At 64.2% G+C, this 24,333-nt stretch carries 15 protein-coding genes; 9 read left to right on the forward strand and 6 right to left on the reverse strand.

Annotated features, from left to right (window positions below; genetic code table 11):
- Positions 1 to 20 precede the first annotated feature (20 nt).
- Entirely contained in the window at positions 21 to 4,622 is a 4,602-nt protein-coding gene (locus ABWK72_RS10955; RefSeq protein ID WP_367874831.1) for an Ig-like domain-containing protein, read from the reverse strand.
- A gap of 204 nt (positions 4,623 to 4,826) precedes the next feature.
- On the opposite strand from ABWK72_RS10955, the gene ABWK72_RS10960 reads away from it, so the two are divergent.
- From ABWK72_RS10960 to ABWK72_RS10975, 4 genes are all read left to right on the forward strand, one after another.
- Entirely contained in the window at positions 4,827 to 5,537 is a 711-nt protein-coding gene (locus ABWK72_RS10960; protein WP_367874832.1) for a class I SAM-dependent methyltransferase, read from the forward strand.
- 91 nt (positions 5,538 to 5,628) lie between these two features.
- Positions 5,629 to 6,096, forward strand: coding sequence for a (2Fe-2S)-binding protein (locus tag ABWK72_RS10965; protein ID WP_367874833.1), 468 nt, complete (start codon positions 5,629 to 5,631; stop codon positions 6,094 to 6,096).
- Positions 6,093 to 8,258, forward strand: coding sequence for a molybdopterin cofactor-binding domain-containing protein (locus tag ABWK72_RS10970; RefSeq protein WP_367874834.1), 2,166 nt, complete (start codon positions 6,093 to 6,095; stop codon positions 8,256 to 8,258). The genes ABWK72_RS10965 and ABWK72_RS10970 overlap by 4 nt, the downstream gene beginning before the upstream one ends.
- 4 nt (positions 8,259 to 8,262) lie before the next feature.
- The gene (locus tag ABWK72_RS10975) at positions 8,263 to 8,847 is read left to right on the forward strand and encodes a hypothetical protein (protein ID WP_367874835.1); all 585 of its coding nucleotides are present in this window, start codon (positions 8,263 to 8,265) and stop codon (positions 8,845 to 8,847) included.
- Positions 8,848 to 8,851: 4 nt separating this feature from the next.
- Here ABWK72_RS10975 and ABWK72_RS10980 read toward each other — a convergent pair whose 3' ends face one another.
- The gene (locus ABWK72_RS10980) at positions 8,852 to 11,614 is read right to left on the reverse strand and encodes a PQQ-dependent sugar dehydrogenase (RefSeq protein ID WP_367874836.1); all 2,763 of its coding nucleotides are present in this window, start codon (positions 11,612 to 11,614) and stop codon (positions 8,852 to 8,854) included.
- A 224-nt stretch (positions 11,615 to 11,838) separates the two neighbouring features.
- Positions 11,839 to 13,971, reverse strand: a complete 2,133-nt coding sequence (locus ABWK72_RS10985; protein WP_367874837.1) for a RecQ family ATP-dependent DNA helicase — start codon at positions 13,969 to 13,971, stop codon at positions 11,839 to 11,841.
- 92 nt (positions 13,972 to 14,063) lie between these two features.
- Between ABWK72_RS10985 and ABWK72_RS10990 the strand changes: the two genes are divergently transcribed.
- From ABWK72_RS10990 to ABWK72_RS11000, 3 genes are all read left to right on the forward strand, one after another.
- Positions 14,064 to 16,166 carry a hypothetical protein gene (locus tag ABWK72_RS10990; protein WP_367874838.1) on the forward strand — a complete coding sequence of 701 codons (2,103 nt, stop codon included), beginning with the start codon at positions 14,064 to 14,066 and terminating at the stop codon, positions 16,164 to 16,166.
- A 181-nt stretch (positions 16,167 to 16,347) separates the two neighbouring features.
- A complete protein-coding gene (locus ABWK72_RS10995) occupies positions 16,348 to 16,554 on the forward strand; it encodes a hypothetical protein (protein ID WP_367874839.1) in 207 nt (68 codons plus the stop codon).
- A 23-nt stretch (positions 16,555 to 16,577) separates the two neighbouring features.
- The gene (locus ABWK72_RS11000) at positions 16,578 to 16,766 is read left to right on the forward strand and encodes a hypothetical protein (RefSeq protein ID WP_367874840.1); all 189 of its coding nucleotides are present in this window, start codon (positions 16,578 to 16,580) and stop codon (positions 16,764 to 16,766) included.
- Positions 16,767 to 16,781: 15 nt separating this feature from the next.
- Here the strand turns inward: ABWK72_RS11000 and dgt are convergent, their stop codons facing one another.
- Genes dgt through ABWK72_RS11015 form a run of 3 tightly spaced genes read right to left on the reverse strand, consistent with a single transcriptional unit; the run spans position 16,782 to position 18,943 of the window.
- Complete coding sequence (dgt, locus tag ABWK72_RS11005) at positions 16,782 to 18,071, reverse strand: dGTP triphosphohydrolase (protein ID WP_367874841.1); 1,290 nt, start codon at positions 18,069 to 18,071, stop codon at positions 16,782 to 16,784.
- 51 nt (positions 18,072 to 18,122) lie between these two features.
- Entirely contained in the window at positions 18,123 to 18,521 is a 399-nt protein-coding gene (locus ABWK72_RS11010; protein WP_367874842.1) for an HNH endonuclease, read from the reverse strand.
- The gene (locus tag ABWK72_RS11015; protein WP_367874843.1) at positions 18,521 to 18,943 is read right to left on the reverse strand and encodes a helix-turn-helix domain-containing protein; all 423 of its coding nucleotides are present in this window, start codon (positions 18,941 to 18,943) and stop codon (positions 18,521 to 18,523) included. Before ABWK72_RS11015 ends, ABWK72_RS11010 begins: the two co-directional genes overlap by 1 nt.
- A 105-nt stretch (positions 18,944 to 19,048) precedes the next feature.
- Between ABWK72_RS11015 and ABWK72_RS11020 the strand changes: the two genes are divergently transcribed.
- Together ABWK72_RS11020 and ABWK72_RS11025 are read left to right on the forward strand one after the other, a co-directional pair.
- The gene (locus ABWK72_RS11020; RefSeq protein WP_367874844.1) at positions 19,049 to 22,573 is read left to right on the forward strand and encodes a FlgD immunoglobulin-like domain containing protein; all 3,525 of its coding nucleotides are present in this window, start codon (positions 19,049 to 19,051) and stop codon (positions 22,571 to 22,573) included.
- A complete protein-coding gene (locus ABWK72_RS11025; protein ID WP_367874845.1) occupies positions 22,570 to 24,249 on the forward strand; it encodes a hypothetical protein in 1,680 nt (559 codons plus the stop codon). The genes ABWK72_RS11020 and ABWK72_RS11025 overlap by 4 nt, the downstream gene beginning before the upstream one ends.
- Positions 24,250 to 24,333: the final 84 nt, after the last annotated feature.

Genomic DNA, 24,333 nt, shown 5'->3' on the forward strand with positions numbered 1-24,333 from the left:
GTCCCCGACCGGGCATGCGGTCAAGGCGGGGACATGATCACCAGTACGCGTCCGAAACGCTGTCCAGAAAGCCCCCCCGCGGGATCGGCAATGGTGACGCGTTCCCACGTGCTATTGATCTCTTCCACCACGGGGCTCCCGCCCGCGCCGCTGAAGTCTTCCAGACTGCTGCCGAATTGCGCGGTGTAGGTCAGGTTCGCGTTCTTCCGGCGGAGGAATTGCAGCGAAAGCAGCTGGCCCGAGGGATCGCCGGGCGTGACAACCATCCGCGGCAGACCCGAACCCGGGATGATCGCAGGATCGAATTCCGCCAGGTCGGCAGAGGCCGGATTGAGGTTGAAGGCGAACTCCAGCAGCTTGGCGATGCCATCGCCGTCCTCGTCGGAGAGTTGGGAGTCGCCCGAGCCATCCACGCCGTTCACGAAGGCCCATTCCTCGTAGGGCGTCCGGTAGGTGACCGTGAGCGGATTCGAGGCGAAGTTCGCGGCTCCGCCGCTGTCGGTCACCGCATTCTCCGCAAGCGAGAATCCGACGGTGGCAGCCGTCGGTTTAACGATCAGGGTGTAGGAGGCCCCGGAGCCCGAGATCGAGAGGATCTGTCCGCCGCTGATGGCGAAATCGCCCGCGGCAAGTGCGGTGACGCTTTCAGAGAAGACCAGCGTAGCGCTGAAATTGCCACTCACGACTCCCGCCGGGGTGCTGAGGGTGGCGAGCGGCCGGATGCTCTCGAACTCCAGGCGATCGAGGCGGGTGCCGTCGTCGCGGCCGAAGACGGTGACCGTGTGATTGCCGGCGCTGAGATTGAGGACCACCGGATCCGCGACGTTGCGGTTGTTCATGTAGTCCCAGCCAAAGGGAGTGCCCACCGGGGTGATGTCCCAGAGCTGGATGGTGCCGGTCGCCTGGTTGCCATCAAGCTCCACCCAGAAGGAATCGCTGGAGGTATCCGCGGCCCGGACCATTCCACGCAGCATCCATTGGCCGGCCTGCGGCAGCACGAAGGAGTATTCCACGCGATGCTGCGTCTTCACCGGCAGATTGAAGTTGCCCGGATAGGTAGCATCCGGCAGCCATACAAACTGGCCATGCGGGGCTGCTGCATCCGTGACCAGCACCATGCCACCGCCGATGTAGGAATACTCCGCGGCATTGCGGGCGAGGACCGGCGGCAGGAAGATGACCGAGACGGATGCACCGGCTCCCATGGGAATGCCCGCGGTATCCGTCACGGCAGCGGGCAGAATCTCGATCCCTATGCTGCCCTCGGCGAGCGGGGTCAGATTGAGCAGGTAGTTGGCCCCGTCGGGCATGATCGAGTCCAAGGTCGCATTGGTGACCGTGAAATCGGCGAGTGCGAGCCCGGTGACCGGTTCCCCGAAGCTGAGCCCGATCTGGAAGGCTCCCGAGACCTGCGCGGGCACAGTCGTGAAGACGGGCATCGGCGGAGCGGTATCGATGAAGCCGATCGCGAGCTGGGAGGAAGCGCGGCTCCCGAGGCCCGAGGAGTTCACGGCCTCGGCGGGCACGCTCACTGCCACGTCCGAAGAACCCGGCGAAATCGTGGCGACGTAGTAGTAACCCTTCCCTCTCAAGGAGCTCACCGAACCGCCGCTGACCTGCAGGTCGCCGGCCGTGAAATCGGTGACGTCCATGTCGAAGACCACGGTAACCTCGAAGGGCCCGGCAACCGGTGCCACGGGACCTGCAATCTGGCAGCGGGTCTTGCGCGGGCCTACCAGTTCGTCGTAGCGCTGGCTGGCGGTGCCATTCGGCCAGGTCCCGGAGGTCATCAGCGTCCAGTTCGCGCCGTTGTTACTGTAGTGGACCTGATAATTCGCGATCCGGCCGTTCTGCTGGTCTTGGCGCGGAACATACACGAAGCCGCCGACACCACGCAGCGAGCCGATGTCGATCGTCAGGTGGTGGGGCAGCGGGTCGATCCCACCACCGCCGTAAGTGGTGTGCCACCGTGTCGCGTTGTTGCCGTCGATCGCGCGCGAGGCGGGAGCCACTTCGTCCTGAAGCTCCTGGCTATCGAAGTCGAAGACCGAGAGTTCGGAGATCGGGATCGGGGCTCCGTTGCCGTCGAGGATTGAGAACTCGCCGACACTGGTCCACGGGCCGCCCCCGACTTCCGAGGTCGCTGTCAGCCGCACGTAACGCGCCTGCGGCGATGGCCCCGTGACGAACTCCGCGTCGGTCAAGCCGCTCACATACTGCTGCAGCTTCGCGGTGGCATTCTGATCGACCAGGTTCTTCGCCAGCGGCGGCATCGCGGCCCCGTTGCCGACATTCGACAGGCGGACATGCAGCGCGGAAAGATTCGGCACGCCGGGCTTGATGTAGCGGCCGTCCGGACCGAGGTCGAAGGTGCCTTGGATCAGGCCATTGATCAGGCCTTGCCGGTGCAGCGGGGTGCCGAGCCGGGCATCGAAGAAATCGACCGCACCACCGGGCCGGTGACAGTGCGAGCAATTCGAATCGAAGTAAGAACGCACGCGGTGTTCCAGCGGTGCGGTCTCGTCATCGAGCGGACGGGATTCGATGAAATTCGCGATCTGCGCGGCGGTCAGGCTCGAGTCGAGCATGCCGAGCGCGTTGAAGGTCGTGAGCTGGTTCGCGGTGCGACCGGTGGAGGGATAGCTGAAGGGCTTGTTGAGCGAGGCGGTGCGCACGCCGAGGGCCTGGCCGGTGGCATTGTTGTGGCAAAGCAGGCAATCGCCGCGCGAGGGAAAGTCCCAGTGGCGGGTCTCCGTGCTGCCGTCCTGCAGTGTCACCTCGATGTCATCGGAAGCACCGGAATTGAGCAGTTCGGCATCGGTTCCCGCGGCGTTCCACTTATAGGTGAAGCCGTATTTGCCGCCGGCCTCGGTGCAGACGATGAAGCGGGTTTCGAGGCGGTGCACGAGCGAGGGATTGTTCTCGTCTACCGGCAGTTCGAAATGCTTCACGAAGACGGTTCCCTCCGGGAAGACCCAGTTGCCCTCCTCACTGTACGAGATCTTTTCCGCAGCGGTATCGTGGATGCCGTCGTTCGGCAGGATGATCCAGCGCTGCTTGGCTGCGGCGTCCGACCACAGCGGATTTGCCACGCTGTAAGGGATGACGCCGGGCGCGGTGGCCAGGGTAGCGAGATCGCTGAAGACGCCGGTCTGCGAGAGCAGCTGCGGCGGCTCGGTGGAGGCTCCCTGCGATACCAGCTTGCGGATCGTGCCGCCGGGCAGGTCGGTGCCGTTCACCATCATGAGAAAAACCTCGCCGCTGGAATCCTCGCAGAAGTTGCCCAACCCTACCTTGGGGCCGAAGGCCAAGCCTTCGACAATCATCTGAGCCACCGGTGCGCCGCCATTCGCCGGAATTTCCGCGGTATAGATCCGGCCGCGGGCGTGATCACCGAAGAGGAGCTTGCCACCGAGCTCGCTATTCCATTTTGCGCCGCGATAGCGCATCCCGCCGATGATGCAGGAGCCCACGCTGCGCGAGTAGTCGTAGGCGGGGATCTGGGTGGTTCCGATCAAGGGCGACGGCGGAGTCCCCGGGCCGGGGATCGACCCCTCCATGAAGCCCCACTGGGCATTGCTTCCCTTCGGCGCGCGGGTCATTTCCTCGCGCGCGCCCTCGCCGACATCGCCGATCCAGATGTCGCCGTTACTGCGGTCGAGGTGCATGGTGTGCGGACTGCGCAGACCCAGCGAATGATACTCCTCGAGGATCGAGCCGCCCGGATCGAGCCAAGGATTGTCGTTGGGGATGCCATAACCCTGCGTGTAGCTCGCCGGCCAACCGGCGGGCTTGTTGGTGGGGCTTGTCGGCTGGCGGCGGATTGGATGCGAGCGCTCCGGCTTGCTGTCCACGTCGATCTTGAAGACACCGCTGAAGAGGCCGCCATTGAGCTTCTGGGTGCGGCTCAGCGCGCCATCGGCACCCGCCAGTCCGCCGCCTTCGGTGCTGTCCCCGCCGTCACCACAGACGACGTAGAGGTAGCCGTCGTCGTCGAAGAACGTCGCGCCGCCATTGTGCCAGCGGCAGCGGTCATACTGGTTCATCAGCACGAACTCGCTGGCCGGATCGATGGTGCCGGTGGCGGCCTGCCCCTGCCAGTTGAAGCGCGAGACCCGCCAGAAGGAATGGTTCGAATCCGCGCCGCTGAGGGCCGGCTTGTGATTGTAGCAAACGTAGACGTAGTTCGCGTTCGACGATCCGACCTGACCGAATTCGGGATGGAAGGAAAGCGAGTAGAAGCCCTGGTCCTCCGAGGACTGGGTATTCGCCACCCACTCCAGCACCTTCGTGACCTGCGCCTGGGTCGTCGCGGGATTGTTCGCGAAGCGCCAGAGCTGGCCGTTCTTCCCGACCAATAGAAGTTGGTTGGTGCCCGGGATCTCCACGAGCGACAGCGGATCGACGAAGGTCAGATTCGGGAACGCGTTCACCGTCGACCAGCCGGTCGATTGGCCGGGGGCGATAGCCGGGAAGGTGCTATTGAAATAGGCACCGACCGCCTGGGGCGCATCCAAGCCGCTTCCTTGAGCCGATGCATTTCGCGGTGAGGCCGCGAGGAGGCATACTGCGACGAGGGAGGTGAGTCCGGTGATGCGCCCGCGCGAGGGTTTTGCGGGCATGTTGGTCCAGCTATATCAATCGCTTGTCGGGATTCAACGGAATTCCTGACGATAGGTGCCACCCTTTCGGGTAGTTTCCTTCACTCTTCCCCGTGGTTGCCGGGTTTCCAAAGTCTCCGGGTGATCGATGCTACAAAATCGTCACAATCCCTTCAGGCTTCACCCGGGCTTGCCCGGACTCCGTCCCGGGCATTCCCTGCGCCCATGTCATCTTCCCGCTTGCCCGCCTTCTTCGACAAAGCTCAGGCCGCCACCTACGACGAGCGCTTCGCCAAGCTGGCACCCATGCGCGACGCGATCCATCTGATCACGGCCGCGGCATTCTCGGAACTTCCCGCGCAAGCCCGGGTACTTTGTGTCGGAGCCGGCACCGGCAGTGAGATCCTCTTTCTGGCCCGCAAGTTTCCCGGCTGGCGGTTCACCGCGGTGGAGCCAGCGGAGGCAATGCTGGAGATCTGCAAACGGCGCGCTGCCGAGGAAGGCATTGTCGACCGCTGCACCTTCCACGAGGGCTATCTGGACACGCTCCCGCTCATGGAGGAGTTCCACGCCGCCACCTCGATCCTCGTTTCGCAGTTCATCCTCGATCCTTGCGCGCGGCGCGATTTCTTCACCGGAATCGCGGCGAGGCTTCTGCCCGGCGGACCTCTGGTGAGCGCCGACCTGTCCGCCGATCGCTCCTCGGCGGAAGGTCAGGACATCTTCGAGATGTGGCTGCGCTTGCTAGGCTCCACGGACATGCCGCCGGAGCAACTCGCGCAAATGCGGGTGGCCTATGAAGGTCATGTCGCCATCGCCGCACCGGCTGAAGTCGAAGCACTCATCACGACGGGTGGCTTCGAGCCGCCCCTGGCGATCCTCCAGACATTGCTGATCCGCACGTGGTTCGCCCGGCGTGCGGAAAGCATTTCATAGCAGGAGGATTGATTCCAACTGGACGCTTCGGGGGGATGGGTGTTTCGTGCGAGTTGGGTACCCGGTCGGGCTCCCCAAACTCGCAGCCGTCATGATCACTCTCACCGTGAATCGCAAAAAGCATGACGTGGAGGCCGATCCCTCCACGCCGCTGCTATGGGTCCTCAGGGATCTTCTCCATCTCACCGGCACCAAGTTCGGTTGCGGGATGGCACAATGTGGAGCCTGTACGATCCACCTCGACGGCGAGGCGGTGCGCTCCTGCGTCACGCCCGTATCCCGGGCCGAAGGCAAGCAGGTAACGACCATCGAAGGTCTATCCGAGGGCAACAGCCACCCGCTGCAGGTCGCGTGGATCGAGGAGGACGTGCCGCAATGCGGCTATTGCCAGTCCGGCCAGATCATGTCCGCGGCAGTCCTGCTGCGGGAGAAGCCGGTGCCGACCGACGAGGACATCGACATGGCGATGAGCGGGAACATCTGCCGCTGCGGCACCTACCAGCGGATCCGCTGCGCGATCCACCGCGCCGCCGAAATGTCGAAGGGAGGTGCCAAGTGAGCGGCAACCAACGACTGGGACGCCGCGGCTTCCTCAAGGCCAGCGGCCTTTTAACCGGCGGGCTGGTGGTGGGCTTCCAAGTGCCGCTGGCAAAACGCGCGGCAGCGCAGACGCCTCCGACAGGCAAGCTTCCCCCGCCGAATGCCTTCCTGCGCATCGGTGCCGATGGTTCGGTGCTGGTGCTGCTGGCCCATTCCGAGATGGGACAAGGGATCTGGACCACCCTGCCGATGCTGATTGCGGAGGAGCTGGATGCGGATTGGTCGAAGGTGAAGGCGCAGCATTGCCCGGTTGCCCCGGTCTATGGGCACACCGCCTTCGGCTTCCAGATCACCGGCGGCTCGACTTCCACGCATTCGGAATTCGACCGCTATCGCCAGGTCGGAGCGATGGCGCGCGCGCTTCTGGTGCAAGCGGCGGCGGCGAAGTTCGGCGTGAAGCCGGAGGACTGCCGAACCGAAAAGGGCTTCGTGATCTCGGTCGGGAAGAAGGCGGGTTACGGCGAGTTGGCAGAGGCCGCGGCCAAGTTCCCCGCCCCGGAGAAGGTGACGCTCAAAGATCCGAAGGACTGGAGGATCATCGGCAAGACGACCAAGCGCCTCGATAGCCCGGAGAAGGTGAACGGCACGGCGCAGTTCGGCATGGACGTGCATTTCCCCGGCATGCTGACCGCCGTCGTGGCCCGCTCGCCAGGCTTCGGCGGCAAGGTGAAATCCTACGACGCGAAGGCCGCGCTAGCGGTCCCGGGCGTACGCCAGGTGGTGCAGGTGCCGAGCGGGATCGCGGTGCTGGCAGATCATTACTGGGCGGCGAAGCAGGGGCGTGAGGTCTTGAAGGTCGATTGGGAAGAAGGGCCCACGGCCGGACTCGACAGCGTGAAGCTGCGCGGGGAATTCCACAAGCTGGCCGCCACTCCCGGAATGCCCGCCGCGAAGGCGGGCGATGCCGATGCAGCGTTGGGAAAAGGAACAATACTAGAAGCGGAGTACTTCGTCCCCTACCTCGCCCACGCGCCGATGGAGCCGCTGAATTGCACCGTCAAACTCAGCGAGGACAAGTGCGAAATCTGGAGCGGCACCCAGCTTCAAACGGTCGACCAAGGAGTCGCGGCGCAGATCACCGGTCTCAAGCCGGAGCAAGTGGAGATCCACACGACTTTCCTCGGCGGTGGCTTCGGGCGCAGGGCGACGCCAACCTCTGACTTCATCTCGGAGGCGGTGCAGGTGGCCAAGGCCAGCGGCAAGCTGGTGAAAGTCGTTTGGAGCCGCGAGGACGACATCCGCGGCGGCTATTACCGCTCCTCTTTCTTACACCAGGCAAAAGTGGCGCTAGGCAGTGACGGACATCCGTCAGCATGGAAGCATGCGATCGTGGGCCAGTCGATCATGGCGGGCACGATGATGGAGGCCATGATGGTGAAAGACGGTGTCGATGCCACCTCCGTGGAGGGCGTGTCGGATTCACCCTACATGAAGGAGGTGCCGGATCATCTCGTTCATCTGCATTCGCCGAAGACCGGCGTGCCGGTGTTATGGTGGCGCTCGGTCGGCCACAGCCACACCGGCTTCGTGATGGAGTGTCTGATCGATGAACTGGCTCATGCGGCGAAACAAGATCCCGCGGAATACCGCCGTATGCTTTTGAAAGACCATCCGCGCCACCTCGCCGCTCTGAATCTGGCGGTCGAAAAGTCCGGCTGGGACAAGCCGCCGGAGGAGGGCCATTTCCGCGGCGTGGCCGTGCACGAGAGCTTCGGCAGCTATGTCGCGGAGGTCGCCGAGGTGTCCGTTTCGAAGGAAGGCCAGCTCAAGGTCCACAAGGTCACCTGCGCGATCGACTGCGGTCTCGCCGTGAATCCGGATGGCGTGAAAGCCCAGATGGAATCCGGCATCATCTTCGCGCTCAGCGCGGTGCTGCATGGGGAGATCACCTTCGCCGATGGCCGGGTGAAGCAGCGCAACTTCCACGACTATCCGGTGCTGCGGATGAACGAAGCGCCGCTGATCGAAACCCACATCGTGCCGAGCACCGGCAAGATGGGCGGTGCCGGCGAATGCGGGGTCCCGCCGCTCGCTCCCGCGGTCGCCAATGCCATCTTCGCCGCTACCGGCAAACGCCTGCGCGAGCTGCCCATCCGCGCGGATCAATTGAAACAAGCATGACGCCATGAAGACGATCCAAACTCTGAGCGCCCTGGCGGCCGTGGGCATCGCGGGCTACGCATTCCACCTGCAAGGGCAGGACGCGCCCGCAGGCAAGAAGGATGCCGCCGCCTCGAAGGCTGCTTTCAAGGAAGCCTACAAGGTGCTGATGCACCCGCGCTGCATGAACTGCCATCCCGCGGGCGATGCTCCCTTGCAGGGCGATGACAGCCATCCGCACATCCAGAACGTGAAGGCGGGCCCGGAGGGCAAAGGCGTCTTCGCCCTGAAATGCACGAACTGCCATCAGGACCACAACCTCCCCGGCGAGAACATGCCGCCCGGCAACGAGGTCTGGCATCTTCCCAAGCCGGAAATGCCCTTGGTATTCGAGGGCAAGTCACCCAAGGAACTGGCGGCCCAGATGAAGGATCCCAAGCAAAACGGCGGCAAGACCCTTGAGCAGATCTTCCACCACGTCGCGGAGGACAAGTTGGTCCTCTGGGGTTGGAACCCCGGCCATGGCCGCACCTTGCCACCGCTCAGCCACGAGGAGTTCACGAAGCAGATGAAGATCTGGATCGATAACGGGGCGGAGGTGCCGGACTGAAGTGCTATTTGAAAACCGCCTTCGGCATTCTCTCTCCTGGCGTCCCCTGGCTACCGGCCATGCTAACCTCGGTCCCGACCGAGGGCCCACTTCCCGAGGTGGAAATGCGCAGCCGGCTGGAAGCAAGATTGCCGTGATCGCGTGCCTGCACCCGGTCAGGCGGCAGTGATATCTCGACCTCTTCCCGCTCCGCCGCAACCATGGCGACATAGTAGTAGCCTCTCCCCCGTAGGGATTTCACCTGGCCTCCCGAAACTTCAAGGTCTGCCGACTCGAAGCCACTGACCGCGGCATCGAATACGATCGTGACCTCGAATTCCCCTGCCGTGATTTCGCGTGGCGCGGCGATCGAACATCGCACGGCGCGCGCGGCCACAAGTTCCCCATCGCCGGTGCCAGCTTCCACGACCGGCCCGAGCGCACCGATGTATTCCGCGAGCAGGTCCACCGCACGCTGATCCGCGCTATGTCTCCCCAAGGGCGGCATAGCGATGCCGGGCAGATCGCTCTTGAGCCGGACATGCATCGCCGAAAGCCGCGCGTTGTCCGGCTTGAGATAGCGTCCGCCGGCGAGTTGATATTGTCCTTTGATCGCGGCATCGATCAGCCCTTGGTCCTGCAGCGCTGTCTGCAAGCGGGCATCGAAATAGGGAACCATCCCGCCCGGCTGATGGCAGTGCGCGCAGTTCGCATCGAGATAGGACCTCACCCGATGCTCGAGGGGCGCGGTATCATCGTCGAGCGGCCGAGCCTCGAGGGCATTGGCAAGATCGGCCTCGCCAAGTGCCGGTTCGAACATTCCTTCCGAGTTGAAGCGGGCGAGTTGGTTCGCCGTCCCTCCGGCGTGCGGCACCATCCGGTTGATCTGGTGGGTGCGCAGGCCGAGGGCTTGCCCGGCGGAGTTGGTGTGGCATTGCAAGCAATCGCCGCGCGAAGGATAGCTCCAAACGCGCGACTCGCTGGAACCGTCTCCGCGGGTCAGGGTGAAGGACTCTTCTTCGCCCCCGGCCAAAAGGACGGCATCGCTGCCTTGTTCATTCCAGCGGTAGGTCAGGCCGTACTTCCCACCGTTGGCGGTGCAAACCATGACACGGGTTTCGAAGCGCTTCAGCACCCCGGGCCTTCTTTCATCCAGCGGCATCTCGAGGTGCTTCACGAAAACCGTCCCGGCGGGAAAGCTCCAGTTGCCCGCGGCGGAGTAGGAGATCTTTTCTTCCACACGGTCGCGGTTGCCATCGTTAGGCAGAACGATCCAGCGCTGCTTGCCGGCGCCATCCGACCAGCCGGGGCTGGCGACCTCGAAAGGAACCAGCGCGGGAGACGGCAGCAGCCGCGCGGTGTCCAGGAACAATCCCGTGGCCGACAGCAGTGCGGGCGGATCGGCATAGGGCAGACCGGGCACCATCTTCTGAACCGTGCCGCCGTCCTCGCCGCGACCGTTGAGCTTCATGAGATAAATCTCGCCCGCGGAGTCCGTACAGATGTTTGCCAAGCCCGAGTAGATCCCCGCCCCGAAGCCGCTGAGAATCTCCTTTGCAAAGGGCGGGCCCTCGGTCGGAGCCTCCTCCAGAGCGAGGATGCTGCCCTTCACGTTGTCGCCGAAGATCACCTTGCCGCCGAGGCGGTCCGCCCACCTCGTGCCGCGGTAGCGCATACCGCCGATGATGCAGCCACCCGCCGCGCGGTTGTACTCATAGACGGGCGGAGTCTCAACGCCATGAAGCGGACCGCGGGCCTTGGGGCCGGTAATGCTGCCCTCCATGAAAGGCCACTGGAGGTTCGCCGCCTTCGTCACCAGATCGAATTCCTCGCGATCCTTGCGACCCACGTCCCCTACCCACAACCCGCCGCTTTCGCGGTCGTAGTGGGCGCTGTGCGGGCTGCGCAGGCCGATCGCGTATGTCTCCTCCAGAAGTCCGCCCGCAGGATCCAGCCAAGGATTGTCATTCGGAACGGAGTAGCCTTGGGAAAAGCTCGCCGGGAATCCGGAGGGCTTCCCGGGAAGCTCGGTCGGCTGCCGCCGGATCGCGTGCGAACGCGACAAGTCATTGTCCATGTCGATACGGAAAACGCCGCCGAAGAAGCCGCCATCGAGCGCCTGCGATTGGCCGAATTGGTCGTCGGTGCCGCCCCCATCGCCGCAGGTCACCATCAGGCAGCCGCTGTTGTCGAAGGCCATCGCGCCGCCGTTGTGCCAGCGGTTCGGATCGTACTGTTGGATCAGCACCGACTCGCTGGCCGGATCGATCCTCCCGGCTGCGGCTTGCCACTGGAAGCGCGAGAGCCGCCACATGCTTTTGTCGGGCGCAGCGCCCACCGCTGCAGGACGATGGCTGTAAGTCAGGAAGACATCCGCCGCGTGAACCGAGCCCGGCTTGCCGAATTCCGGGTGGAAGGCGATCTGATAGAGACCTTGGTCTTCGGAAACCTGAAGCTGAGGACCGAGGTCGAGCACCACGCTCACCGCCTTCACTTCCGGATCATTCCGGAAGCGCTTCAGCTTTCCGCTCTTCTCCACCACCACGAACTCATCCGTTCCGGGTATCTCCGCGATCCACATCGGATCGGTGAAGCCCAGGCCCGGGAAGGCATTCACCGACACCCAAACCGCCGCAGCCCCGGGCGCATCCGGTGGGAAGACCCCGTTGAAAAAAGGCGCGACCGCCACCGAGGCGGTCTTCGGCTTCCCCGGCAATGCCAAACCGGCGACGCCCGCGCACATGAGTACACGGAGGCCGAGCTTTTTCCACCGGGGGGAGTGGGGCATCCGGGGCGGATTCTAATGTTCCTCTCATATTCGCCAAGACGAAACTCCCCCGTTCACTCAACTCACCGATTCGAGGAATCGCAGCATTCATCCGTCTCTCCTGCCGCCAATCACACAGTTCATTTCCTTGTTAAGAACCGCGCGCCTTATCATCAATTGACCTTAATAACTATCGCCGATTGTTCAGAGGAGGACAGCCATTCACTATGCTGTCCAAAGGGGTCTCAGGCTCGCCACTCCGCCAGCGCCGCAAGAAACGCCGGCAGATAGCGCTGCGCCTTCGCCTCGCCTATCCCCGGCACCGCCAACCCTTCCTCGACATTGGTCGGGCGGTAGCGGCACAGCGCCTCGAGCGTCTTATTGCTGAAAATGACGTAGGGCGGAACGTCCTCGTGCTTGGCCAAGCTGCCCCGTATATCGCGCAGCAGCGAGTAGAGCCGGGAGTCGAAGCCCTGGTCCTTCAGTTCATGACCCGCGGGGGCGGGCGCTGTCGACGGCCAGGCCAAGCGATACTTCGCCTTCCCCTGCATCGCCGCCTCGCCGCGCTCGGTGAGCGCGAGCAGCGGAAACTCGCCCGCTTCCACGCGCAGCAGCCCGGCGTCCGTCAACGAACGCATCAGCGAGTTCACGTAGCCGGTGCCATGCGACTTCAGGATCCCGTAGGTGCTGAGCTTGTCGAGGCCGCCTGTTAGAATCTCCTGCGAGCGGCTGCCGCAGAGCATTTGCACGATCTTGCCGCGGCCGAACTTGCCTTCCCAGCCGGTGGAAGTCTTGCGCGACATGCGGGCCACGCCGCTCAGCGCCTTGCGCACCACGATATCCTCCTCGACCGTCGGCGCGCGCTGCTCGCCGCCGCTGCTCTCGCGGCACACGTCGCAGTTCCCGCAGACATCGGCATCCTCCTCCCCGAAGTAAGCCAGGATCCACTGCTGGCGGCAGGCCCGCGCGTAACAGAGCGCAATCATCGACTTGAGCTTCTCGCGGTCGCGGCGGTCCTTTTCGTCGAGCGCGGCTTCGTCCAACTCCAGCGCTCTCGCGAAAACATCCGGCCGCTTGAGGCGGGTGCCACGCATCCGCTTGCCGGGAACGTCGAAGCGCTCGATGTAGCCGGATCTGCCCAGCGCTGCCAGCGCGCTGCTCACCGCCATCGGGTTCTTCACGTCCGCCCCTTCGGTGATGTCCTCGATGCTACGATGGACCTCGTACTCCTTGTCGGCACTATTCAGAAGATATTGGTAAACCTGCCGGATCACGGAACCGCCGGGATTCGCGCCATCGATGAAGAATTCCTGCGTCCGCGTGTCCGCATAGTTGAAGAGCAGCTCGCAGTGCGCCGCCTCGCCATCGCGACCCGCGCGGCCGGCCTCTTGGTAATAGGCCTCGATGCTACCGGGCACCTCGAAATGGATCACGAAGCGCACGTCCGAGCGATCGATCCCCATTCCGAAGGCATTCGTCGCCACCGCCACGTCCGCCTTGCGCTGCAGGAAGATATTCTGCGCGTTCTCCCGCTCCTTGTCGCTCATCCCGCCGTGGTAGGCGATCGCGCGCACGCCCCAGGAGGCGAGATTCTCCGCGACCTCGTCCACCTTCTTGCGGGTCGCGCAGTAGACGATGCCGGTCTTGTGGGCCCGCACGATGTCGCGGATCCGGTCGTACTTCTGCTGCTTCTTTTCAACCTGCGTGATCGCCAGCGACAGGTTCGGCCGGGCGAAGCCGCTGACCACCTCGAAGGGCTCGCGCAGCTTGAGCACGTCCATGATGTCCGCCCGCACCATCGGCGTGGCGGTGGCAGTGAGGGCGATACATTGCGGCTTGCCGATCTTGTCGAGCGCCTTGCCCAGCCGCATGTAGTCCGGTCGGAAATCATGACCCCACTGGCTCAGGCAGTGCGCTTCATCGACGGCGAAGAGCGAGACCTCCACACCCTCCAAGGCATTCAGGAAAGACTCCGCCCGGAAGCGTTCCGGGGCGACGTAGACCAGCTTCCACTTGCCGCTACGCATGCCATCCAGCCGCTCCTTCTGCTCCGGCCACGACACCGTGGAATTGATCAGCGTCGCGGGAATCCCCTTCGCCACCAGCGCGTCCACCTGGTCCTTCATCAGCGCGATCAGCGGCGAGACGACCAAGGTCACGCCCTCGAAGCACAGTGCGGGAAGCTGGTAGCACAAGGACTTGCCCCCGCCGGTGGGCATCACCACCAGCCCGTCCCGCCCCGAGGTGATCTGCTCGATCACCCGGTCCTGGCCATCCAGAAACCCGCTGTGCCCGAAGTGCTTCTGCAGAGCTTCGAGCGGCGTCTGGATTAAAGTCTTGGATGGCGCGGACGGCACTTGTTCAGGTGAACGGATCAACCCCTTCCGGTCAAGTCGTACAAAACCCGCCCCTTTCGCATCCCGTTTGAATTCTACTGGCAGGAAATCCCCGTTCCGGCATTGCTAGAGTTATGCAAAAGTTCGCGCTCCCCCTCCTCGCGCTGCTGTTAGGTGCCGGGGGAGGTCTCGTCATCGGCCGATCGTCCTTAGGTAGCGGCTCCGCATCGGCATCCACGCCCGCCCCCGCAAACACCCGCCCCGAGCCCCGCGAAAGCCGCTCCGGCGACCGGCTCGTTTCCTCCGGCACCTCGCTCGATGATCTCCGCGCGCTGCTCAAGACCGGCCGCTCCCGCGTGACCGACGCCCGCCTGACGCTCGCGCTCGAAAACGTCCCTCCGCAAAAGCTTGCCGCCCTCGCGGAGGAAATGCGCGAGCACTTCCGCACCCACCCCGGCTACGACTTCTCGCAGATGCAGTTGCTCGGCTCGGTGATGTCCGCCTGGTCGGACGCGGACTCCAACGCGGCGCTCGCTTTTGCGAAAGACTCGCCCTCGAGACTATTCCGCAATCTCGCCCACGACTCGATCTTCCGGGTGCTCGCGGAGGCGGATCCCGAGGACGCGATCGCGCGCGCCAAGCAACTCGGCAGCGCCTCCGAGCGGGTGAATGCCCTCTCCGCCGCGGCATGGGCCATGGTCCGCAAGGATCCCGCCGAGGGCCTGCGCTTGTTCGAGGGAATGAAGGAGTTGCCCAGCCACGTCCGCATGATGCTGCTGGAACAGGTGGCCAATACTTCGCCCAAGGAAGCCGTGGCGGCCCTTGCCAAGGTCTCACCTGCCCAGCGCGATGACTTCTGGAATAGCGACGGTGTCTTTACCGCCTGGGCCTCCGGCGATCCGGAAGCCGTCCTCGCCTGGGCCGCTACGGCCACGGACCTGGACATGAAGAACTCCGCCTACCGCGCCGCCTGCCGCCGCATGGCGACCGAAGACCCCGCCGGCACGATGGAAAAAATCGGGACCATGCCCGCTCACCTGCGCAGCCAGTTGATCTCCGCGGTCATGGAGACCTGGTCGGACCGCGATTTCCCCGGAGCGCTCGCCGCCGCCAGCGCGCTCGGCCAGCCTGCCGAGCGCGAACAGGCCATGGCCGCGATCGTCAACCACATGGACTGGAGCGATCCCGCCGAATCTTCGAAGGTCGTTCTGGCGATGCCAAAGGGCAATGCCCGCACCTCGGCCCTGGAAAATCTTACGTGGGGATTGCGCTGGCAGTCGCCCTCCGAGGCCGCCGCGGTGCTCGCGCAATTCGAAGGCGTGGAGCATTCCCAACTGGCCGGATCGCTCGCGGGAATCATGGTGGCGGACGATCCGGAGGGAGCGATCAAGCTCTTCAATTCCATCCCGGCCTCGCTGCGCGATGAGGACAAGCTGAGCACCTTTCTCTACTCGCTCGCCAAGCATAGCCCGGAGCAGGCTCTCGAATTCGCGGCCACGCTCGGCTCCGCCACCGAGCGCAGCCAGGCCGTCCGCCAAGCCATCCAGCAGATGGCCAATCTTTCCCCGCAGGATGCGGCGAAGCGGATGGACGCCATGACCGACCCGAAGGACCGGCAGCAGGCCCTCGTCGCGCTTGCTGAGACCTGGGGCATGAACGATCCCGATGCCGCGCTGCGCTGGGCTGAATCGCTCTCCGGCGACGAGCAGACCGCCGCGCTCGCGAAACTGCTGCCTGCCCGTGCCCGCAACGATCCCGCTGCCGCTTCCGCAAGCCTGCAGGCCCTGCTGGAGAATCCCGGCAATACCTCCGGTTCGGTCCTGCAGTCCGCCACCGGCGCTCTCGCCACCGAGTGGGCGGGCAAGAATCCCGAACAAGCCGCGGCATGGATTGCCGGCTTGCCTGCAGGCGCAGCAGCGGAGGCAGGTGCCGTCTCCCTCGTCCAAAATTGGAGTACCCACGATCCATCGGCTGCCGCGGATTGGATTTCCGATCTGCCGGACGGGGGAGTGAAAGATGCCGCGATTCAGCCGCTCGTCGCATCGATCCGCCAGAGCTTGCCCGAGAAAGCCTTCTCTTGGGGCCTTTCCGTCCAAGACCCGGCGAAGCGGGCCTCGATCATGGAAGACACCATCCGCGAGTGGAATACGAACGATGCCGAAGCGGTCCGCCTCGCCATCCAGAATGCCGACCTTGATGCCGACGAGAGGGCGGGATACGAGAAGCTTCTCCGCTAGGGGTCTGATCTCAGTGCCGAATGCACGGGCTCCTTGGAGCGACCGTGCGACATGCGTTGACGGGAGGGCGTTCGATCCCTTGGAACGGAATCCCCTATTCCTTTGATATCCAGCCATCTATAGGCAGATGGAAACGGCATTCCGCCACATCGGCACCGGCAATGCTGAGAAGATTACTGCCATGAGAATCATCCTCTATATTGTCGGCTCTCTCATCCTTTTAGGAGCCCTTTGTTATGCCGCCACTTTGATAGGCATCGAGCCCGTTTGGGTCGGCGTGATCGGAGCGGTTATCCTCGGCTTGGGAATCATGGGTGCCGCGCGCACCGGTTCCCGCCGCGCCATCGGTGACGATACCGCGACCACGGTGATCAACAAGGTCGAGTAATCCTTTTCCAACCGCCAACTACCATGAAATCCATCCGTACCATCCTTCTCGCCGCCACCGCTGCGGCGATCGCCAGTTGCACCTATGTCGAACCTGCAGAGCCTTCCGGAATTAGCAGCACCACGCGCGAAGCGACGACGACAACCGTCGACCACGACACCGGCGAATCGGTGACAACCCAGCGCCGGACCACTCATTATCCCAACGAGTAACCCGGCTCCTCCGCCTCAACCGATCAGGTCTCCGATCGAGCCGAAGTCCGGCGTGAAGAGGCGCTTGTACATCCTGGCGGCATAGCCATCGGTCATGCCGGCCAGGAAGTCACACACCAAGCGGGCCTTCTTCTCTTCACTGGCCGCCAGCGCGATCTCGGTTGCGGTGTCTTCCGCGAGTAACTGGAAGTCCTGTCCGTCGATCTCACCGCCGGTGACGTAGCGCTTCGCGAGGACGTCCCACAACGCGTGCAAGAGATGGTTGCCCTTGTGCTCAAGCTGCTTGAGCTGCGGCGCGAGGAACACGAGTTCGAAAGCCAGCCTCTTGAAGAGCTTCGACTCCGCCTTGACCGCCGGATCCACCACCAAGCGGTAGCGATAGCGGTTGGTCGCCCCGCTGAGGAAGTTTACGTCCGGCTTGAGTGTGGTCGATTTGATATACTGACCGATCCGTTTGCCGACAAAGGGATCAACCCGCCGCCGTCGGATCGCCTTCACGAGATCGCCCAAGGGAGATCCCTCCCCGATTGCCTCACCGTGCTTCTCCGCCCAAGCCTCGATCCGCTCGATCCGCAAGAAGCCGGCGCGCACGCTATCGGCCAGATCGTTCAGGGAATAGGCCGTGTCGTCCGCCCAATCCATGATCTGGCACTCGATGGACTTGAAGCCGTCGCGCTCCTTGCCCGGTGGCAGTTCCGCAGGAAAGTCGTTCCCGGCCATCGCCCAGTCCAGCCAGGCATTCTGGAAATCATAGAGGAAATGGTGTTCCGGAGCCTTCCCCTCCGCGCTCCGCAATTCGCTCCACAGCGACTTGTATTTCAGCACGGCATCCAGGAAGGCCCGGGTCGGGTCCATCCCCGCGCGCTTCACCGAGAAAATCCGCTCGGTTAGAAGCCGTAGCGTCTGCGCATTCCCCTCGAAGCCGCCATAGGGTGCCATCAGGTGATTCAGCGTCCTCTCGCCCGCATGCCCGAATGGCGGATGCCCCAGGTCGTGCGAGAGGCAGGCTGCTTCCACGAGGTCCGGGTCGATGAAGAAGTCCTCCGCCAGCGGCTCGCCGCAGTGCTTCAGCCAGTGGCAAATCGAGCGCCCGATCTGCGCCACTTCCAGCGAGTGGGTCAGCCGAGTGCGGTAGAAGTCGTACTCCCCGCTCCAGAAGACCTGCGTCTTGTTCTGCAAGCGCCGGAAGGTCGGCGTGTGCAGTATCCGGTCGCGATCGATCTGGAAAGGCGTTCGAAAATCCCCGGCATCGTTCTTTCCGGAAAAGCGCTCGGTGTCGAAGGCGCCGTAGAAGCGGTTGGGCATCACGGATTTGCTAAAGCCCTCCACTGGCGATGGCCAGCCTCAAGGCACCGCTCAAGGGAGATATCCTGCGGCATGCCATAGCCGGCGTGCCTCGCTGCGGTCAGGATTCGAATTCATTTGAAGACGAGCGACGGTTGCCCGGCCCCTTGCCGTAACCCCTTCAATCCGGGTGAAAATCTTCGTCCAGACGAAATGCTCCATCCGTTTTTCCCGCCGAGGATGGAAGAGCGCGACCCGCTTCCCATCGCGCGGGTCCAGACCCCGCACATGGTAGCTCTCGAACAGATTGCAGCACCAGCACGACAGCGCGAGGTTCTCCAATTCATCGCTACCGTCGCGGCTGCGGGGGACGACATGGTCCACCATGAACGCATATTCCGACACGGCTTCGGGAGCGCGACAATACTCGCAGCGACCTTCGGCACGTTCGCGGATCGTCCGCTTGTCCATCAGGAATGCTGGAGAGCTTTCCGCTGCGCCGCGAGTTGCCGGGCATTCGCAAGCGTCAGTTTCTCCGCTTCGCGGCCAAGCTTGAGGAACTCAGCGCGCTCTTCCTTGGTCAGCTTTCCATCGCTGTTTCGCGCCATCAACTCATGCAAGCGCCGCTGTTTCGCGGCGGGGATCTGGCGAAGGGTATTCGCCGGAGTCTCGAAAATCAGCAATTCATCCAGCGACACTCCCAGCGCGTCGCGCAGCGCCCCAAGGATCTGGAGGTCGATCCGGTCGATTGGCTCCTGTTTGATCAAGCGGTAGAGCGTGTTTTTGCCCACCGGCGTGCCACGGCTCTCCAGCATCTCGCCAAGATCCCTCACGCTCATGTCCCGATCCGCGAGAATCGGACCCAGTCCGGAGTAGGCCAAGCGATTCTTCATGGCGTGAAATTACCACTTGGAAGGAATATTACCAGCAGAAAGGAGTGTCGAGACACACAGTTTTAATGAAAGCCCGGAAGCATACCCGGCTTATTGATCTTTCCCATGCGTTCCGCTGTGATCCGTCTCCTCATCCTTGCCTGCGGCATCACCTTCCTGTCTGCGGAGGAGGACTTCACCGTCCTCTCCAGCACGCTCTCCCCGCGGGTCGCCTTCGACGCCGCGCGCAAGGGCAATCAACTTACCGTCTCGGTCGAAGTGGACTCCTTCGATACGGAAAACGCGGAACTCTCCCTCGGTCTCGCCGGGGATCGCGGCAAGCTCGTGCTCACCGGCAAGGACGCCAAACGAACCAGCAACGCCAAAACCACCCGCTGGACCTTTTCCATCCCGGAGAACCGCCTCATCGCCGATCCGCAAGCTTGGCAGCAGCTCCGTATCGGCCTCTCCGTCGAATGGCCCGGCGGTCCGTTCGGCCAGCCCCGTCAACGCGAGCGCTTCCTCCACCTACAGTCCGCGGCGAGCCACCACGGCCTTTCGCCTGACCCCGCCGACTGGCAGCGCCTCGATCTCGACGAACGCGCGCGATTGGCAGCGGACCGAAGCCTTGAGATCGCGATCCCCTTCGAGCAATCCGTGGACGGCAAGGCAACTGTGGTCATCGAGAATGCCGACGGCGCACGCGTGAAGAACCTCCTCTCCGGCCAAGCGCTGGCGAAGGGTTCGCATCGCCTCGTCTGGGATGGCCTCGATGAAGCCGGCAACGTCGCAGCGCCCGGCGAATACCGCTGGCGTGCGATCTCGCACCCCGGCCTCAAGCCGGTGCACCAGATGGACTTCTGCGACGGCCCCGGCTCGAACCACGGCACCTTCCAGGCAGCCACCACGAACGGCACCTCGCTCTTCTTCGGCTCCCCGGTTGCAGAGGGCGGCTGGGAAATCATCGAACTCGCTCCCGATGGCAGCTTCGTCCGCGGCTTCAATCCGCCACACGGCCACGGCCTCGGAGTGGTCGCCTTGGCCGCCGACGAGAACTATCTCTACGCCGCGCACGACGGCCTCGCATGGGGCGAGCACGTCGATCGCTCGAAATCCGATTGGAAGGAGACCCGCACCGTCAGCGTGATGCGGATCGATCTAAAGACAGGATCGGTCGCGGAGTTCGCGGAGAAGTTCAGACACGCGCCGCTCTGGCAGTATGAGGCCGGACCCGCTTCGGCATGGAAATCGACCGCCGACTTCTCCCTCGCGGGAATGGCTCTGGTGAAAGGGCGGCTCTTCCTAGCAGACCGCGCCGCGGGGAAGCTGCACATCGTTTCACCCGCAACCGGGAAGGTGGAGGGGGAACTCCCGCTCGCCGCCCCCGAAGCCCTGGCCGCGTGGGACGGCGACCTCTTCGCGATCGCCAAGGGCCAACTCTCGCGGATCGATCCGGCGTCCGGCAAGCTGTCGCCGATTGCCAAAATTGCCGGCAAACCCGCCGGCCTGCAGGTCGTGGAAGATCGCCATTTCTTCGTCAGCGATGACACCGACCACATCGTTCGGATCCTCGACGCCAAGGGCAAACAGACGCAGGTCATCGGCACGCCCGGCGGATTTACTCCCGGCCCCTACGATCCCCTGAAACTCCAAAAACCCGCCGGCCTGGTCGCGCTCGACGGCAAGCTCTGGGTCACGGAACGCGACCGCTGGCAACCCAAGCGCCTCGCCGCGTTCGACATCAAGACCGGCCAAATCGCAAAGGAGTACTTCGGCCCCACCAACTACGGCGCACAAGGCGCGGGCTTCGACGACCTCGACCCCACCCGCTGGATCGGCCAAGGCGCGCTATGGAAACTCGACTTCACGACCAAGACCGCAACACCGACCTCCATCCTCGGCGGCAAGAGCGGCCGGCGTCACAGCTTCTGGCGACAAGACGGCCGCACCTTCATCATCAGCTCCGGCAAGGCCACCTGGATCCAGGAACTCGCCAGCGATGGCACCCTCCACCCGCGCGCCTGCATCTCCTCCGCCCACCAGTTCTCCTACGACAACGACTGGCGACCGCCGGAAGCCTTTATCACCGCCTTCAATCGCGACTACCCGAATGTGAAATACGCGGGCAGCAAGGGCGGCACCATCGACGATGGCAAGCCGAACCATGGCTACGGCATGCTCTGGGTCGATCGCGATGGCGACGAAGCCATGGACGCGGAGGAAATCGAATTCGCCACTGCCGCCAGCAGCCTCGCCGGTGCCGGGTGGAGCCACGATTTCCACGACCTCACCCTGCGTGTGCCCGCCGAACGCGATGGCAAGCCGGTGCTCGTCACGCTCGCTCCCGATGGCTGGTGGCCCGGCGGAGCGCCGCGCTATCCCGCCTTGAACAACGCCGTCCGCGCTGCACCCCCGATCGACCTTCCGGGCAGCCCGACGGTCGAAAGCATCGCCGACCGCTTCGGCAATATCGTCGTGAACTCCGATCCCGCGATGCGCTCCTTCAGCCCCGATGGCAAGCTGCGCTGGAGCTACCCGAACCGCTGGAGCAATGTCCACGGCTCGCACAAGGCCCCCCTCCCCAGCACCGGCGAACTCCAAGGCTCCCTCTTCTACAGCGGCATGGCCCCGCTCGACGACAGCTCGGACGTGATGCTCATCAACGGCAACCACGGCCGCGCCTTCGTCATGACCAGCGACGGCCTCTATCTCGACGAGATGTTTCCAGACGTCCGCATGATGACTAACCCGCAGGCCGGCGGCATCGGCATCCTCGGCGGCGAGTGCTTCGGCGGCACCTTCGGCAAGTCTCAGGACGGCACCTACTACTTCCAAGGCGGCGGTATCGCCTATCGCATCTACCGCGTCGAGGGCCTCGATAAAACGAAACGCTCCGGCGGCACCCTCACCATCAGCGGCCCTCAATCGCTCGCCGCGTCCCGCCACCAAGTCCGCCTCGCCACGACCTCCGCCGAAACCCCGCCAGCCCGCATCACCGCAGGCAAGGAGCCGACCGAGGTCACCGCCAAGTGGGATCGCGAGGGCAATTTCCCCGTAACCGCCAAAGCCTCCCAAGACGGCCAACTACTACATCTCCAGTATGAAGTCGCCGATGCCTCCCCGTGGATCAACAACGGCAAGGATTGGCAGGCGCTCTTCAAGACCGGCGACGGCATCGACCTCCAGCTCGGCACCGATCCCGCCGCCGATCCCAAGCGCAACGACCCCGTGCCCGGCGATCTCCGGCTTTTCATCGCCCCCATGGGCCAGGAAAACATCGCCGTCCTCTACCGTCACCGCCTCCCCGGCGCACCTGCCGCAGAAGCGGCCAACTTCCAAAGCCCCTGGCGCAGTGAAAAGGTCGATTCCGTCCGCCGCCTCGATTCCGCCAAGATCGAAGTCAACCGCGGCGGGGATCGCTACCAGGTAAAAGTCACCGTCCCGCTCGCCGACCTCGGCCTCTCCGATCCCGCCGGCCTCAAGCTGCGCGGCGACTTCGGCGTGATCTACGGCGACCCTGGCGGCACCATCAATATCTTCCGCAACTACCACGCCAACCGCGCCACCGGCCTGGTCAATGACGTGCCCGGCGAGATCATGCTCAGCCCGAATCTCTGGGGCGAGATCACCTTCGATTCCTCCGCACGATGAAAGCTCTCCTCATTCTCTACGCCCTTCTCTCCCCTCTCGCCGCGGAAACCCTCCACTGCACCGGCGTCCTTGGAAACTCCGGCGAACAAGGGTCCTCCCTTGTCCGCTTCGCGGAAAAGCCCGCCACCGGCATGGGCGTGGTCTTCGATTCCACCGGCTCGCTCTGGGACCGCGCGGGCGATGGCCGCCTCAACCGCTACGCCGTCGATGGCCGCCTCTTCGCATCGTATCAGCTTCCTCCTGGCGGCGGCTCGCAGGATAAGGATCGCCTCACCCTGGCCCCGCAAGGCCTGCTGATGAAGCTCGGCAAGAAACTCTATCTCCTCCCGAAGGACGCCGCGCCCGACACCGCCCCCACCGAACTCCCGATCGAAGCCACCCGCCTATCCCTCGGCAACCGCGATGGCTGGTTCGCCGCCGCCCGCGACAAGACCGTCTTCATCGTCAACGCGGCCGGCGAAACCAAACCCGTCGCCACCTCGGAAGACAATATCTCGGACATTGAGATCGGCCCGGACGACGGCATCTACGTCTCCGCCGGTGGCAAGATCCGCCGCGTCGATGAATTCGCGCCGCCCGACCGCCGCGGCCCATGGCAGAGTCCCGGCGATCACGCGCAGTGGCTCGCCGGCGCATGGTTCGGCTCGGCCTGGCACGGCACCCTCCGCCGCTTCGACTCCAGCTTCCTGCCCGATCCCGGCGTCGTGCTCGGCGGCGCGTCCGGCTCCTTCATCGGTTACGTCCCCGGCAATCACGAACTCAATGATGCCCGCGGTCTAGCCTCGCTCGGCGGCAATCTCTTCGCCGCCTCCGGCGCAGAGGGCATCCTCCATCTCCTCGAATGGCAGCCCGCCGCGCGCCGCTTCACCATCCTGAGACGCATCGGTGCCGTGCCAGCCTGCAGCGCCTTGGCCATCGATGGTAGCGACCGCATCTGGTTCCACTCCGGCTTCTGGGAGTGGAGCGATTCTCCGGACACCCCGCTCCGCCACAGCGTCCCGCCGCCCGAGGCCCCCGGCTTCGCCGGTGCCGTCAACTTGCCCGGCGGCAACATCGTCGCCCCCGGCACCCGCTGGGGAAAGCCGGTCCTCTATCAAGGCAAGGGCGATGGCCCCGCCTCCCTCTCCGACGACATTCCCCTCCCCGCTGGCTCCGTCGCCTGCGCCCTCGTCTCATCTTCCAATCGCCCGGCGCTTCTCGTCACCGACTCTTCCGGCAAGGGCCGCCTGCTCCTGATCAATTCCGAGGGCAAATACGAAGGCGACGGTGGCCCCGCCGATCTCGCCGTCTCCGCCCTCACCAGCCTCGCCAACACCGGCGATCTCCACGCCGCCGCCGCGGGCCAAGTCATCCGCTTCACCCAACAAGGTGGCAGCTTTCGCGAAGCGCAAAAATGGCAATCCTGGGGCGATGACCTCGCCTCCCGTTTCGGCGACACCATCCACCTCGCCGCCAGCGACGGCCGCCTCTGGGTCGCCGACACCTCCCGCCACCGCGTCCTCTGCTTCGATGCCGCCACCCGCAAGTTCCTCGCCAGCTTCGGCCAGACAGATCACCCTGGTGACGGCCTCGCCCAGCTCAATCGCCCCACCACCCTCGCCGCCCGTGGCAACCGGGCCATCGTCTTCGATTCCGCCAACCAGCGCCTCCTCAAGCTGGAACTCGGCGCAAAATGAACCGCCCTTCATCGCAATTTCACGGAACCATTTGAGAGAGATGCGGTTTTTCCAGCGTTTCCGCCAAAATATCCACGCGCCGCC

The sequence above is a fragment of the Luteolibacter sp. Populi genome, from assembly GCF_040801775.1.
GTDB lineage: Bacteria > Verrucomicrobiota > Verrucomicrobiia > Verrucomicrobiales > Akkermansiaceae > Haloferula.

What these genes read in the sequence shown, in the direction of transcription:
- ABWK72_RS11020 (WP_367874844.1), top strand. Translation starts at nt 19,049, where the DNA reads ATGCGTTCCGCTGTGATCCGTCTCCTCATCCTTGCCTGCGGCATCACC.
- ABWK72_RS11025 (WP_367874845.1), top strand. Translation starts at nt 22,570, where the DNA reads ATGAAAGCTCTCCTCATTCTCTACGCCCTTCTCTCCCCTCTCGCCGCG.
- ABWK72_RS11000 (WP_367874840.1), top strand. Translation starts at nt 16,578, where the DNA reads ATGAAATCCATCCGTACCATCCTTCTCGCCGCCACCGCTGCGGCGATC.
- ABWK72_RS10965 (WP_367874833.1), top strand. Translation starts at nt 5,629, where the DNA reads ATGATCACTCTCACCGTGAATCGCAAAAAGCATGACGTGGAGGCCGAT.
- ABWK72_RS10955 (WP_367874831.1), bottom strand. Translation starts at nt 4,622, where the DNA reads ATGCCCGCAAAACCCTCGCGCGGGCGCATCACCGGACTCACCTCCCTC.
- ABWK72_RS10990 (WP_367874838.1), top strand. Translation starts at nt 14,064, where the DNA reads ATGCAAAAGTTCGCGCTCCCCCTCCTCGCGCTGCTGTTAGGTGCCGGG.
- ABWK72_RS10995 (WP_367874839.1), top strand. Translation starts at nt 16,348, where the DNA reads ATGAGAATCATCCTCTATATTGTCGGCTCTCTCATCCTTTTAGGAGCC.
- ABWK72_RS10980 (WP_367874836.1), bottom strand. Translation starts at nt 11,614, where the DNA reads ATGCCCCACTCCCCCCGGTGGAAAAAGCTCGGCCTCCGTGTACTCATG.
- ABWK72_RS11015 (WP_367874843.1), bottom strand. Translation starts at nt 18,943, where the DNA reads ATGAAGAATCGCTTGGCCTACTCCGGACTGGGTCCGATTCTCGCGGAT.
- ABWK72_RS10975 (WP_367874835.1), top strand. Translation starts at nt 8,263, where the DNA reads ATGAAGACGATCCAAACTCTGAGCGCCCTGGCGGCCGTGGGCATCGCG.
- ABWK72_RS11010 (WP_367874842.1), bottom strand. Translation starts at nt 18,521, where the DNA reads ATGGACAAGCGGACGATCCGCGAACGTGCCGAAGGTCGCTGCGAGTAT.
- ABWK72_RS10960 (WP_367874832.1), top strand. Translation starts at nt 4,827, where the DNA reads ATGTCATCTTCCCGCTTGCCCGCCTTCTTCGACAAAGCTCAGGCCGCC.
- dgt (WP_367874841.1), bottom strand. Translation starts at nt 18,071, where the DNA reads ATGCCCAACCGCTTCTACGGCGCCTTCGACACCGAGCGCTTTTCCGGA.